Origin of the sequence: Acetobacter sp. A11-2, from assembly GCF_040208445.1 — a bacterium.
GTDB classification, from domain to species: domain Bacteria; phylum Pseudomonadota; class Alphaproteobacteria; order Acetobacterales; family Acetobacteraceae; genus Acetobacter; species Acetobacter oryzoeni.
In genome coordinates this window covers 1,711,800-1,727,765 of the sequence record NZ_CP157843.1, presented here as the reverse complement: position 1 = coordinate 1,727,765, position 15,966 = coordinate 1,711,800, and the positions used below count along the sequence as shown (strand labels likewise).

The window sequence follows — 15,966 nt, the reverse complement described above, 5'->3', positions numbered from 1 at the left end:
TACAAACAACTGTTACAACATATAGGGTGCTAGAGCGCTCTAGGCCAGAACCCAGGCCCACAGGCGCATCAGCTCTGCTTTGAGGATGAGGCGCGGCGTGCGGTATCTGTGGCTGTTACCACGGATGCGCTGCTTTGTTTGGGGGCGGTGGTGCGCACAAAACGCACGGCCAGCGCGCCATACAAAGCGTGGCTGCACAGGGTGCGGGATACACCAAAGGCCAAAAAGGCGCTGGCCAGCAGGGCAAGGGTGATCTGCTGGTTATCGCACATTTCCATCACAATCACCGTGGCGGTGAGGGGAGACTGCGTAACGGCGGCAAAATAGGCCACGGTGCCCAGCAGCACCACGGCCCCCGGTGCGGTATGGGGCAAAAACTGTGCCACCCAGCCGCCCATGCCCGCCCCAACGGAAAGCGAGGGCGCAAACAGCCCGCCGGGAATGCCAGAACAGTAGGACACAATGGTGGCCAGCAGTTTCAGCACAAAAAACGAGGCCGGATACTGGTCTGACCCCATAATGATGTCACGCGCCTGTACATAGCCTGTGCCGTATGTCATGCCGCCAGAAATCAGCCCGATAAGGGCCAGCACCAGCCCGCACAGGGCTGCAAACGCCACCGGGTGGCGTGTAATGAATGTGCCAAAAGCCCCCGAAATACCGCGAGACATGCGCACCAGAAGGGCAGAAAACCCGCCCCCGCACAGCCCACCCATAATGCCGCAGGCCAGTACCGCCAGCCAGCTTGTGCCCACTGGCACGGAAGAATAGGTGTGCCCGAAATAGGTATAGTTGCCCACAAGGGCAATGGCCGTAACACCGGAGATGACCACACATGTCAGCATGGTGCCGCTGGTGCGTTGTTCGAAGGAATGGGCCAGTTCCTCAATACCAAACACAATGCCAGCCAGCGGGGTGTTAAAGGCGGCAGCCACACCTGCGGCCCCACCGGCCTTGATAAGCGCACGTTGGCGGGTAAGGTCTGTAATACCCATGTAATGCCCCACCGTGTGCATGATGGAAGCGCCCACCTGCACGGTTGGCCCTTCGCGGCCAATGGAAGCGCCAGAAAGCAGGCCAAGGCACGTCAGCAGGATTTTGGCCAGTGCAATGCGCAGGGCCAGCACTTTATCTACAATGGCAATGTTGTTGAGGTGCATGCACGCAATGGCTTGCGGAATACCGCTGCCCTGTGCGCCCCTAAACCATGTGCGCGTCAGCCACGTAGAAAGTGCCAGCCCGCCGGGGGTTACCAGCAGCATCAGCAGCGGGCTTATTTTTAAAATATGGTCACGCACATGGGCGGCGGCATCGGCCAGCGTGGCAAAGCCCACGGCCACCACACCCACCATAATGGCGCCAGACCAGTAAATAAATTTTCTGCGCCAGTTTACGGTGCCCGCTTTGGCATGTTCTCGCAAATGACGAAGGGATTCAGTCGTGGGGAACACGCTGGCGGGCATGGGCGGCATCCGTAAAGGCATAAGGGCAGGAAAAAAGGATGCAGCCGAGTGTAGCATTTCATGCACAACATGAAAGAGGCGATGTTCTTTATTGCCGAATATTTATGGCAAGTGCTGCTTTTATTATGCGTGGGCCCCAGTATCGGGCAGGGCATCGGGTGCGGGGCAGGCTTCTGCCGGGCCTTTCCAGAACACAATGCCCTCGCGCTTGGCGTGCGTGTCTGGCTCAACATGAATATGCACCAGCGTGCTGCCCATGCTGGCGCGCAGGGCGGCCTCTATGCGGTCACAGATATCATGCGCGGTGTTGACGCTCATGGTGCCGGGCACAACCAGATGGAACTCCAAAAACGTAACCGCCCCCACAATACGGGTGCGGATATCGTGCGCCTCAATCGCCCCTTTGCCGTTGGCGGCAATAATGGCGCGAATTTCATCCATTGTTTCGGGTTCGGGGGCTTCATCCATCAGCCCGGCAACAGATTCGCGCATAACTTCCCAGCCCACGCGCAGCACGTTTATGGACAAAAGCCCTGCCAGAATGGCATCCAGCCGCGCCCAGCCGGTGAGCGGAATAAGCGTAACACCCACCACAAGGGCAACGCCTGTCCATACATCGGAAAGCACATGCTGCCCGCCGGCCACCAGTGCGGGGGAGCGGCGTTTTTGCCCCACCCGCAGCATGATAAGCCCCCATGCCAGATTCACCACGGTGGCCAATGCGTTTAGCCCCAGCCCAAGCCACGGGGCCTTGGGTGGGTTGGGGTGCAGCCAGCCATGCACGGCTTCATCCCCAATAACAAAGGCTGTCACCACCACCAGCGCGCCCTCTGCCACGGCAGAAAGATATTCCGCCTTGTGGTGGCCGTAGGGGTGGTTGGTATCTGCGGGCAGTTCAGCCACGCTCAGCGCCCACAGCCCTCCGGCGGCGGCTACCACGTTAATGATGGTTTCTAGTGCATCGGCATACAGGGCAATGCTGCCGCTGGTGGCATAGGCAGCGTATTTAAGCCCCAGCGCAACAAAGCTGACACCAAGGCTGACAACAGCAATCCCGCGATTGCTGGAGGGAAGGGGAAGTTCTGGCACGTAAAAAAAACTCTGGCTGGCGTGGCGGCGTAAACTGCGCGGGGGCGAGGGCAGGCGTATCAGACAGTATGCGGGTCTGTTAAGGCGCAGGAGGGGGCGTAATCTGCCGCTTCTATCTGCAAGGTGGGGTGCACAATGCCAAAGCGTTCACGCAGGGCGGCGGCGGCTTTTTCCAGCAGCGCGGTATCATTGTCTGCTGCGGGGGCAGAGGTGCGCACCAGATGCACCGTCAGTGCGGTTTCCGTGGTGCTGATGGGCCAGATGTGCAGATCATGCAAATCCGCCACACCGGGCAGCGTGCGCAAAAAGCCTTCCACGGCTCCGGCATCTACGGTGCGGGGCACGGCATCCAGCGCCATATCCAGCGAATCCCGCAGCAAAGACCACGTGCTGGCCACCACCACAACGGAAATGGCAAGGCTTATGGCGGGGTCTATCCAGTTCAGGCCCGTTAGCAACACCAGCCCGCCCGCTATCACCACGGCAAGAGAGGTAACGGCATCTGCCATAAGGTGCATGAAGGCCGCGCGAATGTTGAGGTCTCCCTTCTGCCCGGAGGCAAAAAGCAGGGCTGTGGCGCCGTTCACCACAATGCCAAGGGCGGCCACAATCATCATGGTTTTGCCAGCCACGGGGGCGGGGTCAAACAGCCGGGTTATGGCCTCCCACGCCACACCACCGGTTACCAGCATAAGCACCAGCGCATTGGCCAGCGCCGCCAGAATGGAAGACCGGCGCAACCCATACGTAAACCGCAAGGAGGGCGAGCGTTGGGAAAGATGCTGGGCCATCCATGCAGCGGCCAGCGCCAGCACATCGGAAAGATTGTGCCCCGCATCGGCCAGCAGTGCCAGCGAGTGTGAGAAAAAGCCCCACAGCGCCTCTGCCACCAGATAAAGGCTGTTGGCCGCAATACCTATGGCAAACGCCTTGCCGAAGGAGGAAGGGGTATGCACATGGGCATGCCCAAAACCGTGGCTGTGCCCGCAGCCTCCGCCTGCTGCATGATCGTGCCCGGCGTGATCATCACCATGCGCATCATGGGCGTGGTCATGATCTTCCGCGCTGCACGCATGCGTATGGGTGTGGGCATCTGTTGCGTGATCATGCCCTGCGGTGCAGGATTCTTCTGCATGGCTGTGCCCGTCTGTCTGGCCCGGCGTGTGGTGCGCATGACCACAGGCGGAACCCGCAGGCTGGGAAGGTGGCGTATGATCGTGCGGCGAAGGCATGGATAAAGCACATTCCTGAATGAATGGGACACGAATGGCCGGGGTGGGGGCAAGCTAACAGGACCAACCCGGTCTGTCTTATTTATGTCTGCTAAGAAAGGCATGGAAGGGCAACATCTTTTTTGTGACCCACCAAGCCAATATTGCGCCACACGGCGGAGCGGCCTAGGGAAAGAGCAGATTTTTTTCACGGCTGCTTGAAAGGTAAGGGCACAGCGCATGCTCCGACTGACCGAATTACGGCTTCCGCTCGACCATTCGCCACAGGCACTGGCACAGGCCATTTGTGAGCGGCTGAACATCAGCGCAGATGCGCTGGAGCATTACAGCGTGTTCAAACGCGGGCACGATGCCCGCAAGCGCGTGGCCATCAAGCTGGTTTATGCCGTGGATTGCACCGTGAAGGACGAGGCCGCCGTGCTGGCGCGTTATCGTGCAGCCCACCCCAAGGATAACCACGTGCAGCCTTCCCCCAACATGGAGTGGGTACCCCCCATTACCAACGGGGCAGAGCTGGCAGCAAAGCCCGGATACAAACGCCCTATTGTTATAGGTGCCGGGCCGTGTGGCTTTATGGCCGCCCTTGTGCTGGCCCGCATGGGCCTGCGCCCGCTGCTGCTGGAGCGCGGCAAGGTGGTGCGTGAGCGCACGGTGGATACGTTTGCCCTATGGCGCCGCTCTGAACTGATGCCAGAAAGCAACGTGCAGTTTGGTGAGGGCGGGGCCGGAACGTTTTCTGATGGCAAGCTGTACAGCCAGGTGAAGGACCCGCGCTTTTTGGGCCGCAAGGTGCTGGAGGAGTTTGTAAAGGCTGGCGCGCCGGAGGATATTCTGTATCTGGCCCATCCGCATATTGGCACGTTCCGCCTTGTTTCCATGGTGGAGCACATCCGGCGCGAGGTAGAGGAAGCTGGCGGGGAATACCGTTTTCAAACCCGTGTGGATGGGCTGGTGCTCAACCCGCAAACCCGCGCGGCAGAAGGTGTGCGCACGGCTGATGGAGAGGTTATAGACTCCGACCACGTTATTCTGGCCGTGGGCCATAGTGCGCGTGATACGTTTGCCATGTTGCAGGCCGAAGATGTGGCCATGCAGGCCAAGCCGTTTTCCATTGGGGTGCGCATAGAGCACCCGCAATCCGTTATAGACGTGGCGCAGTTTGGCCCCAGCGCGGGTAACGAACTGCTGGGGGCTGCGGAATATCGGCTGGTGCACCATGCCAGCAACGGGCGGGGCGTGTATTCCTTTTGCATGTGCCCCGGCGGCACCGTGGTGGCGGCAACATCGGAAGAAGGGCAGGTGGTCACCAACGGCATGAGCCAGTATTCCCGCGCCGAGCGTAACGCCAATTCCGGCATTGTGGTGGAACTGTGCCCCGGTGTGGATTACCCAGATGACCCGCTGGCAGGCATGGCCTTCCAACGTAAGTGGGAGCGCAAGGCGTTTGAGGCCGGTGGTGGAGATTACCGCGCCCCCGCCCAGCGTGTGGGAGATTTTCTGGCAGGCCGCCCTTCCACCACGTTGGGGGATGTGGTGCCCTCTTACAAACCGGGCGTTACCCCAACCGATCTTTCAACATGCCTGCCGGATTTTGTGGTGGAAGCCCTGCGTGAGGCCCTGCCAAAGTTTGACCGCAAGATCCGGGGTTTTGCCATGGAAGATGCGGTGATGACGGGGGTTGAAACCCGTACGTCCTCACCCCTGCGTATTCCGCGGAATGAGGCCGGGCAGTCCATCAACACGCCGGGGCTGTATCCGGCGGGTGAAGGGGCCGGTTATGCGGGCGGCATTCTTTCTGCCTCCATGGATGGCATTCGTATTGCCGAGGCCGTGGCGCTGGATATGGCAGGCAAGCCCGTTACACTGCCGCCACGCTAATTAAAGTGGCGGCATAGCCCGTTTTTGTGCCCTCAGGCGGGAGTGGCGTTTTCTGTCTGGGTGGCAAATTCTTCCACCAGTTCCATAAACCGGCGCGGGGCATCTGCATGCACCCAGTGGCCTGCGCCGTTAATGGTTTCCAGCCGATAATGCGGGAACAGATGGCGCATTTGCGGGTAATTGGTGGGCTGAATATAGGGTGATGTTTCCCCCCTTATAAACAGTGTGGGGCCGCTATACTGCGCGCTGGCGGGCAGTGTGGGCCAGCCCATCATGGCGGGCATGCCGGCCAGAATATCGTGCATGCCAATGGCCCAGCCGGGGTTATCCCCCATGCGGATGTTCTGGATCATCAACTGCCGCACGGCATCATTGGCAATAAGCGGGCGCAATAGCTCATCTGCGCTGCGCAGGTCCAGATGTGAGGGGAAGGCCAGCTTATCCAGCCCCGGTGGCAGGTCCATGCGGGCAAAGCCGCCCTGACCGGGGGCAATATCCACCACCAGCAGGCTTTGCACGGCCTGAGGGTGTATGAGTGAGAGCATCATGGCGGTTTTGCCACCCATGGAATGGCCCAGCACCATGGCTTTTTGCATGCCGTAATGGTGCATGGTTTCCAGCACATCTTCCGCCATGGCGGGGTAGCTCATGGGGCCGTGGGGGCTGTTGCCGTGGTTGCGTAAATCCATTGCCAGCGTCTGGCGGGTGGCGGCCAGCTTACGTTGCACAAAACCCAGATTGCGTGCGCGGCCAAACAGCCCGTGCAACAGCACAACCGGCGGCAGGGTAGAGGGGGCATCGGGGCCGCGTTCAATCACGTTCAGCAACACGGTGGCCGTATCCTTTTCTTGCGTAAGGGCTGGTGTAATTCTTGCGGTTGTGCCGCGCTTTGCCCCGAAATGCGAGAGGGGGCGGCATGTTTTTTCTTCACCTTCCAGAGAGAGGGCAGGCGTGGCACAGTTGGGGGGATGGGCAACCCTTCAGCCGGCAGGCACGTTTGGTGCGGATGCTTTCTGGCGCTGGCCCACCATAGGTGTGCGTGGTGACACGCCACAGATAAGAAAGGGAGAGCGCAGGCAATGCAGAGATGTCTTGTTATTCTCAGCCAGCAGGATCAGGCAGAAGTGCTGCTTAACATGGCCGCACAGTTTCTGGCCCGCGTAAATGGCAACCGCATGGATGTTCTGGCCGCGCGGGAGCCCCCCACGCAGGTGCTGGGCAATATGGGCCTGACGGATGAAAGTGCCGCCGTGCTGCGTAAAAACCAGCGTGAATGGGCAGATAGCCTGCACGCTATTTTCCATCGCTGGCTGGCGGAGGAATATGGTTCTGGCGCAGAACGGCTGAACAAGGTGGAAGTAAACTGGCTGGACCCCGAAATTACGGTGGACAGAATTATCAGCGGTTATGGCAAGGATGCTGATTTGCTGATCATGAGCTTTCCCGATAGCCGGGATAGTGACCAGAAAAAACTGGCGACCCGATCAGCTATTTTTCAGACAGGCCGCCCCGTTCTGTTTGTGCCGCCATTTTGGGACCGCCCAAGTGGAGACCATATTCTGATGGCATGGAAGGATACAGATGGCTGCCGCAAGGCGTTTGCCTCTGCCCGTGTGCTGCTGGCGCAGGCCAAACAGGTGGATGTGCTGCAAACGCCAGATTCCCCCATGCCCATGGATATCCTGCCCGGCATTACGCCCGAACGGGTGGAGCTAAAACCAAGTGATGATGCCAGCAAGGCCGCCCAATCCATTCTGGATGAGGTAGATGCCCGGCGGGCCGATTTGCTGGTGATAGGCGGGTATCAGCACAACATGCTCTATAACCGGCTTATGGGCAGTGCGACGGATTACATTCTGGCCCACCCGGATGTGCCGGTCTTTTTGCAGCACTAACGTGCATACAAGGGGGGCGTATTGTGTAGGAATACGGCCTCCCCTTTGCTAAGGCGGGCATATGCCCGCTTTTTCTTTTTCTGCCCGCTATCGGTTTTGTGCACATTGGCCCGTATGGCACGTGGTTGTGCTGGTGTTGCTGCCTGTGCTGGTGCATCTGCCAGAACTGCTTGGCCCGGCCCTGTGGGGTGGTGCAACGTCCGACCCCATTTCCGTGCTTTCGGCAGGTACGCAAACGCGGCGCAACTGGCTGGAAGGCGGCATTCTGCCCGGCCTGCCGGGGTGGGTGGATGGCTGCGCGGGCGTGATTGTGCAGGCACTGGGGCACTTGGCCGCGGCAGATTGGCGGCATGGTATTCTGCCGTGGTGGAACCCGTATAGCGGCGTGGGCATGCCGCTTGCGGGGGAGTATCAGCCCGGCGCGTTCTTTCTGCCTTTTGTGCTGCTTTTAGGGCTGCCCGGTGGGTTGCTGTTTCTTAAAATTGCGCTGCAAATTCTGGCAGGTTTTTGCATGTACGCCCTGTTGCGCAAACTGGGGATGGATGCGCGCGTGGTGTTGGCGGGGGCCGTGCTGTGGGCGTTTAACGGCACGTTTGCATGGGCATCGGATGGGCCAAGCCAGCCGCTGGCCTTTTTGCCGCTGGCCTTGCTGGGGGTGGAGGTAGTGCGCGGCACAGCACGAGGCTGGGCCGGTGTGCGTAACTGGAGCATTCTGGCCCTTGGCTTGGGCGGCATGGTGCTTTCCAGCTTTCCCGAAACCGCGTTTTTGCAAGGCACATTGGTGCTGTGCTGGGCGCTTTTGCGGCTGGCGCAACAGCCTGCGGGGGCGCGTGCACCGTTTGCCGCCGCCATTGCGGTTGGGGGCAGCGCGGCGCTGCTTTTGGCCGCCCCGCAGCTTGTGGCATTTGCCACCTATCTGCCCCATGCGTGGGTGGGAAACCACGCAGCGGGTATTTCCATCACCCAGCCTATAACATGTTGGGCTATGGCGCTGTTTCCCTACATCAATGGCCCCATCTTTTACGGCCCGGCCTCTCGGTACGAGGCATGGTGGAGCGTGGGCGGATACTGGGGCACCGTGCTGCCGTTTCTGGCCGTTCTGGGCCTGTGGGGGCGAAGAGAGCGGGCTGCGCGTATACTGCTGGCGGCCTATTTTGTGGCATGTGTGGGCAAGCAGGCCAACCTGCCCGGCATAGCCCAGCTTGTGAATATGATACCCGGCATAGCGCTCACGTTTTTTCATCGCTTTTGCTACCCGATGGAGGAAATGGCGCTTCTTCTTCTGGCTGCCTTTGGGCTGGATGATGTGTGCCGTAATGCCGCCATTCAGGCGCGCACGGAGAGTGCAAAACAGCGCACCAAAAATTGGCTGGCAACAGCATGGCCTGTACTGTGCGCCGGAGGTGTGTTGCTGCTGGCCACTTATGCCGTGTGGCGCTGGAACGCTCCCGCGCGGGCGGATTTATGGGGCTTTGCGCAGGGGCCTGTTTCTTCCCGCTTTTATGCGTTTGGTTCCGTGCTGGCTGGTGGTGCGCTGGTGACGCTGTGCCTTGCCGCGTTGCTGCTGCCCATTTTGGCGCGGTGGCGGGTGGCGGTTCTGGCAAGTGCCGTGGTGGCAGAAGCACTTTTTCTGTTTTGCGTGCCGCTGCTTTCCACCCGCAGCGTGTTGCCGGTAGATGCCATGCTAATAAACACCATGAAGGCCCAGATCGGGCTGAACAGATTTGTCTCCCTCGGCGGGTTGGCTCCCAATTATGGCGCGTATTTTGGGCTGGCTTCTATCAACCACAATGGCGTGCCCATGCCTGCGGCGTGGATAGCCCGTTTGCAGCACGATTTTGGCACAAACCTCAACCCCGTAACGTTTGATGGCATTACGCCCAACACCCCAAATGGACACTTCTTTTTGCAGGATGTGCTGGGCCAAAAGCCGGAGGTGTTGGAACGCTTGGGCGTGGCACTGGCGGTGGTGCCACATGGCATGGCCTTGCCGGGCCAGCAGGAGGCCCCTGCCGAAAAGCGCCTGCAACTTCTTTACAGCAGTGCGGCGAATGATCTGTACCGCCTACCGCATCCCACCCCGTATTTTGAGGCCCCCGAGAACTGCGAGATCCAATCACTTTCACGCACCGCACTGCGCACAAATTGCCACACGCCTGCCACGCTTATCCGGCACGAACTCATGCTGCCCGGTTGGCATGTGCGCATAAACGGGCAGGAGGCCGCCCTTGGGTATGAAGAAAACCTGTTTCAGCGCGTAGCTTTACCAAACGGGCCAGCGGAAATTCGCTTTTCCTTTACCCCACCCGGCATGGCGTGGGGCTGGGCGGGGCTGGTGTTTGGGCTGGCCCTGCTGGGGCTGGGCTTTGGGCGCGGGCAGCGTTAACGGCCCAGTGCTTCGGCTTGCAGGGTTTTGTGGGCAAACCACCAGCACGCGGCCCCAAAAGCCGCAACGCCCAACACAGGAGGCAGGCTTTGGGGCACATATTGTGCGATAGAGAGGGCATCATCCTGCCCCAGCGCGCCAGAAAGCACGGCCAGTGCCACGCCTGTCAGGCTTTCACCCACAATAAAGCCGGAGGCCAACATGGTGCCAATGGCGGCAGTGGAGGTGGAAACACTCTGCGCGGTTTGCGCCCTGCTGGTTTTGATATGGTGTTTTAACCCCCAGCCCAGAATGGCCCCAAAAGCCAGTGTAATGCTGACAGAGGCAGGCAGATACAGCCCCACCGCCACACCCAAAGGCGGCAATGCCATATGGCGGCGGCGCAAAAGCTGGTCCACCCCCACCAGAATAGCCCCCAGCACCATGCCGATTGAGAGCATGCTCCAGTCTAGCGAGTGCGTGAAAATGCCATTGGCAATCATGGCTATCAGCGCGGGTTGTGGGGCGGAGAGCGCATGTGTGGGGTCCATGCCCGGGCGGGGCATGGCGCCTGCAAAACCGTAGGCCTGATAAAGCAGGTTTAGCACGGGTGGAATAACCGCAGCGCCTACCACGCAGCCTACAATCAGCGCCACTTCCTGCTTCCACGGTGAGGCTCCAACAAGCTGCCCGGTTTTAAGATCCTGCAAGTTATCGTTGGAAATAGCCACTGTGGCGGTAATGGCCGAAAGCACTAAAATGGTAAAAGCCGTGGCCAGCTTTTGCCCTTCCGCCATCATGCTGGTGGGGGCAAGGCCCAAGGCTTCCAACGCCAGAATCATCAGGGCGGAAAGCACAGCGCCAATAATGATAATGCCTGATATGGGGGAGGAGGATGAGCCCACAATGCCCGCCATATAGCCGCAGGCGGCGGCCATAATAAAACCGAACACAATGCAAAACAGCACGGCAGCGGCTACAACAGGCCAGAACCCCACCGCAACAGGGGCCAGAAAATACGCAAACAGCCCGGCCAGCATGGCGGCAGAAAGCAGCAGCAACAGCCCCATGCTGCGGCCAGACATATCGCGCTCGGCATCGGGTACCAGTGTTTGGCCACGGCCAGCAAACATGGCGCGCAGGCCGCGCAGCACAGGGGGCATAAGCTCCACCAATGTCCAGAGTGATGCCACGGCAATGGCGCCCGCGCCAATAAAGCGCACCTTGTGCAGCCACACATCATGCGCAAAGGCGGCAGGGGCCAGATGCTGCGGGTTGGGCAAATGGGCCGTAAGCCAAGGCACACCCATGCCCCACGCCAAAATGCAGCCCAGCAGCATGGCCAGCCCGCCTGCCAACCCCACCAGATACCCCGCACCCACAAGGGCAAGGGAAAGCCCGCCGGAAAACTGAAACACCGCTGCCCCAGCCGAGGCCGTAAGAGTAAGTGTATCAGCCAAAAGCCGCAGCCCAGCACTGGCGAAAGAGAAAAGCGTGGCAATAACGCCGCCGCCAATAAGGGCGCGCAGCCCTTGGCTATGGCCTTTTTCTGCCCCGGCGCGCAGAATTTCTGCCGCAGCCACACCTTCCGGGTAAGGCAGACTGCTTTCTGTTACCAGCGCACGCCGCAACGGGATGGTAAACAGCACGCCCAATATGCCCCCGGCGAGGGAAAGCCCAGCCGTTTGCCAGAACGGAAAGTTTTGCCAGTACCCCGCCATCACCAGCCCCGGAAAAGTGGCAAACACGCAAGAAAGCGTGCCCGCTGCCGAGGCCTGGCTTTGCACCATGTTGTTTTCCAAAATGGAGCCACCACCCAGCATCCGCAGCACCGCCATGGAAATAACCGCAGCAGGAATGGAGGAGGCAAACGTTAACCCAATACGCAGGCCCAGATACACGTTGGAGGCGGTAAAAACGATGGTGATAAGCGCGCCCAATATAAGCCCGCGCAGGGTGAGTTCTTGGCGGGCGGGGGATGGCGTCATGCTGGGGCCTCGGGCTGCTGCTTGGTCTGGCTGTGGCAGGGCGGCCCGATGGGTGCATGTTCAGGACATGCGTGGCGCGTGGGGCTGCCCCGTCTGGTTTGTATATGCTGCAAGCATTACGATGGACGGGGCAGTTTGTCTGTACCGCAGTGCCCTTATGGGGCACGCAAGGGTGGTGTTAGAACGTCAGTTCCAAGTTGCTCTGCACGAACGCGCCGGAGGAGGCGCCCGCGTTGATCATGGTTTTGGAGGCAAAAATATATTCACCATCAATGCTTAGCGTAATGTGGCGCGTGGCACGCCACGTAAAGCTGGCCTGCGGCATGGTGGCTGTATAGGCCCCGTGTGGGCGCAGGTTATAAAAAGCCGTGCCGCTGGCATAAATGGCATCCTGTTTGCTGTTGCGCCACACCACGGGCACCTTCATCAGCAAGGTGGTGTTAGGGGTGGGGGAAACCGTGGCAATAGGCCCTACATCAATAATGTTGGATTGCCCGATATAGGTGCTGATATCCAGGTAATAGGCGCTGGGCACGTAGGGTGAAAGAAAGCTGCCCCAACTGCTGCTCTGGCTTTTGTTCATGTTGCCGCCAGACACATCATCCACCTGAATGCCCACAGCCGGGTGCCCCGCCCATTTGGCAAAGCGCCATGAAAGTGTGGCGTTGACGGAATAGGCAGAAACAGGCCGTGTGGGGCCGCTTTTGGCGGCGCGGAATTCTCCGCCCTGCCACATGCCGCCAACAGAAAATTCAAGCGGCCCGGCGTTGCCCCATACGCGCATTCCCGGCGTATCGCGGTGGGTGGAGCCCGCAATGCTGCCACCTGCTGCGGTGGGCAGGGCGCTGCTGGCCAGGATAATGCCGTAGTAAAAGCTATCTACAAACACCTGGCTGCTTTTGCCTAAAAACGAGAACTTGGGCAGCGCGTAAGATGTGTAAGCCCCAAACAGGCGAGACCTCCACCCCACGGTATCATGGAAGGCAATGGGCGGGCTGTTATCTGTAAGGGTCAGGTAAAAGCCATCTACGCGAAAGTTCTTCCAAAAGGCATAGCCGCGCAGGCCGTTCCATGAATACGGCAGCGTGGGGTACACGCTTCCTGCCGTAAAATACGGGGGTGCATCCAAAAAGGTCATGCGCCCGGCCATGCCGCCTACGGTGGCGCCCAGCACCTTGCCGCGCACTTCTACAAATGCCTGCTGGGCATCCAGCTTGCTGCGCCAGCGGCCCCCGGCATAGCCATAGTAGTTTACACCTGCAGCTTGTCCGCTCATCAATTCACCATACAGGCGGACGTGTTCACCCAAGTGCAGGTCTGCGCCCAGATTCCAGCGGAAGTTGTTGCGGTAGGCGGGGTCTTTTTTAATGGTGCCAAAGCCTGCGCGCTGATCATAAAAATTGTGCTGGCGGAAGTTGCCGCTGAAGGACAGATAAATATCGCCTTCCTGATTGAAGGGAATGTATTTGAGCGCATCCATGGCATCCAGGCGGTTGCGCTTGTCCCGCAGGCTGGACCAATCCTCCGCCCAACGAGAAACAGCATAATACCCCACGGTGCCAAACCCTGCGGCGGCCCCGGTATTGGCGTTAAATACCCCCCATGGCCCTTGGTGCAGCAGGGCAGTAGGCAGGGGCGAAAGCTCCAGAGACTGTGGCTGACCATACGCTTCTGGCCGGCTGGTGAGCGGGGGCAGCAGGCGCGCATTGTCCCAAAACCCCGGTTTGGCCGCCGGTGCGGCAGAGGATGTCACTTCTGCTGGTGCTTCCTTGGCGGGCACAACGGTTGTTGCGGGGGCCCTGCGCACAGGAACAGATGTGTGCGGATAATGCAGATGCGCAGCATTGGGTGCTGTTTCTGCCGCGTGTGCAGATGGGGCAAGCCACACGGCAGCCCCGGCGGCAGAAGCTGCAAGCAGAATGTGCAGGCCAAAGGCAGGCCAATAAGCAGGCGTACGGGCAGAAAAGGCAGGAGGAGAAAAAGCCGGACAGTAAACGGCGGCAATGGCCTGTCCGGGACGAGAAAATCCGGGGTATGCGGTCATGGGCCGGGGTTCGCTTCTTGTTATTTTTTTTGAGAGATATTCTAATAATGAATATCTAATATTTGGATGTTACCACTTCACGCGCTCAGGTCATATCTAAATTGCGTGTGGTGCATTCCTGTCCTGTGCAGCGTTTTGGGCTGAACAGGCGCGTATAAACCGGCTGAAACTGGCAGTATTTCTTGGTTTTTTGTGCCAGCTTCAGGGTTTCATAAAAACTGTTTTAAAAAATCAACAAAAAAGTGTTCAGCCATCCAGCCTGTTCAGGCACCGCTGCGCGCGGTCAGACAGATGCACATCATGCACATGGGCAACGGCCTGACGGGCCTGTTGGCGCCATGCGTGGCTCATACCTATGGGGGAGCACACGGCCTGCACATCGGCCTGCAAGGGGCCACCCTGTTTGGTGGCGGCCAGCACAATGGCCGGGTGCTTGGGCAGGGCGGCCTGCATGGTTTTATAAAGCGTATGCGTTGTGCGCGAATCTGCTGCGGGCAAAAGTGCGGGCACAAGCCGCGCGGCATCGGGCTGGCCAGAGGCTACGGCGTGCTGCACATCCGCCCAGCCTTTTTGGCGCGAGAGGGCTTGTGCCGTCTGGGCTGCGCCATCATGTTCCACCATGTTCAGAATATGGGTGGTGCGTTCTGGCTGCCGTGCAGGCAGCGGGGCATGTTGCAGGGCAAAAAGGCACATCCCCACCGGCACGCAGGCAGAAAGCACCGGCACAAGAGCACGCAAGAAACGCAATGGCAGATCCTCCTCTAACCTGTGGGTTACATGCACTGCAGAAAGTGGCGCTGGCAGGGCAATGCTGCGGAAAGGTTGCGGCAGCGTGGGTGGTTGTCCTATAGCGGGGCCACAGATCGGAAAGGCGGCCGCGCCAGTGCCCGGTCGCTCCACCATTTTTGGGCGGGGTGGCCCATGCCTGCGCGGCCTGTCTTATTTTGGCGCAAAGTTATGCCAGCAGGAAAAGAATGACATGAGCGGTTCCATATCTCCTTCAGAAATCTCCCGGCTCCAGACAGCTCTGCGCAGGCTGCTGGGTTCCGAAAAGCTGACCATCAACCCCGCACCCCGTGCAGGTATGTCTGTTGAACTGGCAGCAGATGGTGAAGTGATTGGCACCATCCATCGTGATGATGAAGATGGTGATGTGTCCTACGCCGTAAACATTGTGGTGCTGGAAGAAGACCTGCCCGCAGCCAAATAAATCTGGCGCACAGGCTTGCAAGGCCACTTCATGCGTAGGCTGGCACTCTATTGCCGCCTTGCGGGTGGGTGGCCTTTTTTATAAGGGCCACCCACATGCGCTAGGGAGAAGGCGGGTTAGATTTCAGGCGTTGGACGGCGCCGCAGAAGCCTGAAGCACTGGAGCCCGCGCAGTGGGGAATTCCACATTGGTAATTTTCCAGCGCCAGCCCTGTATCCGCATTTCAATGCGCAGGGGCGTTTCACGCTCATGCCCCGGCAGGGGCACTTCCGCCACAAACTGATCAAGCCGTGCAAACCTTACGGAAGCATGGGCCGCCAGAGAGGCGAAGGAAATATTGGGCTGGCTGACCGGCACCGCCGCCGGAATGGCCTGATCGACCAGCATGCCCAGATTGTTTTGCGTAACCGTGGTATCCACCGCATTGGAAACAGCGGTGGCGGCAAAGGATTCACCAAACTCGGGCAGATCGTCCGAGGTAGGCACAAGGTGCAGGCCATTCAGCGTCTGGTGCTTGATGGAGGCATCTAGCGCCCCCCAGTTGATGACCTGGCCAAGGGCCGTCATATCGTGCGAATGCAGGGCGGAACCCACGCTCCACAGCGTGACAAAAGGGGAAGCCAGATACACACCCAGCGCTGCTGCGGCTGAGGCAACACATATCCCCCGCGCGGTCTGGCGCGGGGTCAGACTGGCTGCTCGGGCAGGTTGCCCAAACTGAGGAAGGGATATCATGTTTGCATTCCTCTTATGTTGATTTTGCAGGTTACTATAACAGAAGCATACCTCTGATGCACACTAA

At 59.5% G+C, this 15,966-nt stretch carries 12 protein-coding genes; 4 read left to right on the top strand and 8 right to left on the bottom strand.

From position 1 onward, the window contains the following. Window positions 1-68 precede the first annotated feature (68 nt). The 3 genes from ABNV41_RS08230 to ABNV41_RS08220 all read right to left on the bottom strand — a co-directional run bounded on the left by ABNV41_RS08230 (window position 69) and on the right by ABNV41_RS08220 (window position 3,784). Window positions 69-1,463 (bottom strand): chloride channel protein, encoded by a 1,395-nt coding sequence (locus ABNV41_RS08230; RefSeq protein WP_050820345.1) that lies wholly within the window; start codon window positions 1,461-1,463, stop codon window positions 69-71. A gap of 123 nt (window positions 1,464-1,586) precedes the next feature. Next, entirely contained in the window at window positions 1,587-2,552 is a 966-nt protein-coding gene (locus ABNV41_RS08225; RefSeq protein ID WP_050819358.1) for a cation diffusion facilitator family transporter, read from the bottom strand. A gap of 59 nt (window positions 2,553-2,611) precedes the next feature. Further along, window positions 2,612-3,784 carry a cation diffusion facilitator family transporter gene (locus ABNV41_RS08220; RefSeq protein ID WP_087651464.1) on the bottom strand — a complete coding sequence of 391 codons (1,173 nt, stop codon included), beginning with the start codon at window positions 3,782-3,784 and terminating at the stop codon, window positions 2,612-2,614. Between the two features lie 219 nt (window positions 3,785-4,003). On the opposite strand from ABNV41_RS08220, the gene ABNV41_RS08215 reads away from it, so the two are divergent. Next, window positions 4,004-5,662, top strand: coding sequence for an NAD(P)/FAD-dependent oxidoreductase (locus tag ABNV41_RS08215; protein ID WP_349934538.1), 1,659 nt, complete (start codon window positions 4,004-4,006; stop codon window positions 5,660-5,662). 32 nt (window positions 5,663-5,694) lie between these two features. Here the strand turns inward: ABNV41_RS08215 and ABNV41_RS08210 are convergent, their stop codons facing one another. Next, on the bottom strand, window positions 5,695-6,492 hold the full coding sequence (locus ABNV41_RS08210; protein ID WP_050819361.1) for an alpha/beta fold hydrolase: 798 nt from the start codon (window positions 6,490-6,492) through the stop codon (window positions 5,695-5,697). 249 nt (window positions 6,493-6,741) lie between these two features. Here ABNV41_RS08210 and ABNV41_RS08205 point away from each other — a divergent pair, with 249 nt between their 5' ends. Together ABNV41_RS08205 and ABNV41_RS08200 are read left to right on the top strand one after the other, a co-directional pair. After that, a complete protein-coding gene (locus tag ABNV41_RS08205) occupies window positions 6,742-7,557 on the top strand; it encodes a universal stress protein (protein ID WP_349934537.1) in 816 nt (271 codons plus the stop codon). A 61-nt stretch (window positions 7,558-7,618) separates the two neighbouring features. Beyond that, window positions 7,619-9,943: a hypothetical protein gene (locus tag ABNV41_RS08200; RefSeq protein ID WP_050819363.1), complete on the top strand. Its 2,325-nt coding sequence runs from the start codon at window positions 7,619-7,621 to the stop codon at window positions 9,941-9,943. Here the strand turns inward: ABNV41_RS08200 and ABNV41_RS08195 are convergent. The 3 genes from ABNV41_RS08195 to ABNV41_RS08185 form a co-directional block, all read right to left on the bottom strand. Further along, a complete protein-coding gene (locus ABNV41_RS08195; RefSeq protein ID WP_349934536.1) occupies window positions 9,940-11,910 on the bottom strand; it encodes an OPT family oligopeptide transporter in 1,971 nt (656 codons plus the stop codon). The two genes, ABNV41_RS08200 and ABNV41_RS08195, sit on opposite strands and share 4 nt — an antisense overlap. A gap of 178 nt (window positions 11,911-12,088) precedes the next feature. Continuing rightward, window positions 12,089-13,954, bottom strand: a complete 1,866-nt coding sequence (locus ABNV41_RS08190) for an alginate export family protein (protein WP_050819366.1) — start codon at window positions 13,952-13,954, stop codon at window positions 12,089-12,091. Window positions 13,955-14,200: 246 nt separating this feature from the next. Next, on the bottom strand, window positions 14,201-14,857 hold the full coding sequence (locus tag ABNV41_RS08185; protein WP_196332527.1) for a hypothetical protein: 657 nt from the start codon (window positions 14,855-14,857) through the stop codon (window positions 14,201-14,203). A 76-nt stretch (window positions 14,858-14,933) separates the two neighbouring features. On the opposite strand from ABNV41_RS08185, the gene ABNV41_RS08180 reads away from it, so the two are divergent. Continuing rightward, on the top strand, window positions 14,934-15,164 hold the full coding sequence (locus tag ABNV41_RS08180; RefSeq protein WP_012812599.1) for a DUF3126 family protein: 231 nt from the start codon (window positions 14,934-14,936) through the stop codon (window positions 15,162-15,164). 123 nt (window positions 15,165-15,287) lie between these two features. Here ABNV41_RS08180 and ABNV41_RS08175 read toward each other — a convergent pair whose 3' ends face one another. Continuing rightward, the gene (locus ABNV41_RS08175; protein WP_050819367.1) at window positions 15,288-15,899 is read right to left on the bottom strand and encodes a DUF2939 domain-containing protein; all 612 of its coding nucleotides are present in this window, start codon (window positions 15,897-15,899) and stop codon (window positions 15,288-15,290) included. Between the last annotated feature and the right edge of the window lie 67 nt (window positions 15,900-15,966).

Bases quoted from the DNA above. Each gene is read 5' to 3' on its own strand.
- ABNV41_RS08205 (WP_349934537.1), top strand. From the start codon at position 6,742: ATGCAGAGATGTCTTGTTATTCTCAGCCAGCAGGATCAGGCAGAAGTG.
- ABNV41_RS08180 (WP_012812599.1), top strand. From the start codon at position 14,934: ATGAGCGGTTCCATATCTCCTTCAGAAATCTCCCGGCTCCAGACAGCT.
- ABNV41_RS08230 (WP_050820345.1), bottom strand. From the start codon at position 1,463: ATGCCCGCCAGCGTGTTCCCCACGACTGAATCCCTTCGTCATTTGCGA.
- ABNV41_RS08190 (WP_050819366.1), bottom strand. From the start codon at position 13,954: ATGACCGCATACCCCGGATTTTCTCGTCCCGGACAGGCCATTGCCGCC.
- ABNV41_RS08200 (WP_050819363.1), top strand. From the start codon at position 7,619: ATGCCCGCTTTTTCTTTTTCTGCCCGCTATCGGTTTTGTGCACATTGG.
- ABNV41_RS08185 (WP_196332527.1), bottom strand. From the start codon at position 14,857: ATGGTGGAGCGACCGGGCACTGGCGCGGCCGCCTTTCCGATCTGTGGC.
- ABNV41_RS08215 (WP_349934538.1), top strand. From the start codon at position 4,004: ATGCTCCGACTGACCGAATTACGGCTTCCGCTCGACCATTCGCCACAG.
- ABNV41_RS08175 (WP_050819367.1), bottom strand. From the start codon at position 15,899: ATGATATCCCTTCCTCAGTTTGGGCAACCTGCCCGAGCAGCCAGTCTG.
- ABNV41_RS08220 (WP_087651464.1), bottom strand. From the start codon at position 3,784: ATGCCTTCGCCGCACGATCATACGCCACCTTCCCAGCCTGCGGGTTCC.
- ABNV41_RS08195 (WP_349934536.1), bottom strand. From the start codon at position 11,910: ATGACGCCATCCCCCGCCCGCCAAGAACTCACCCTGCGCGGGCTTATA.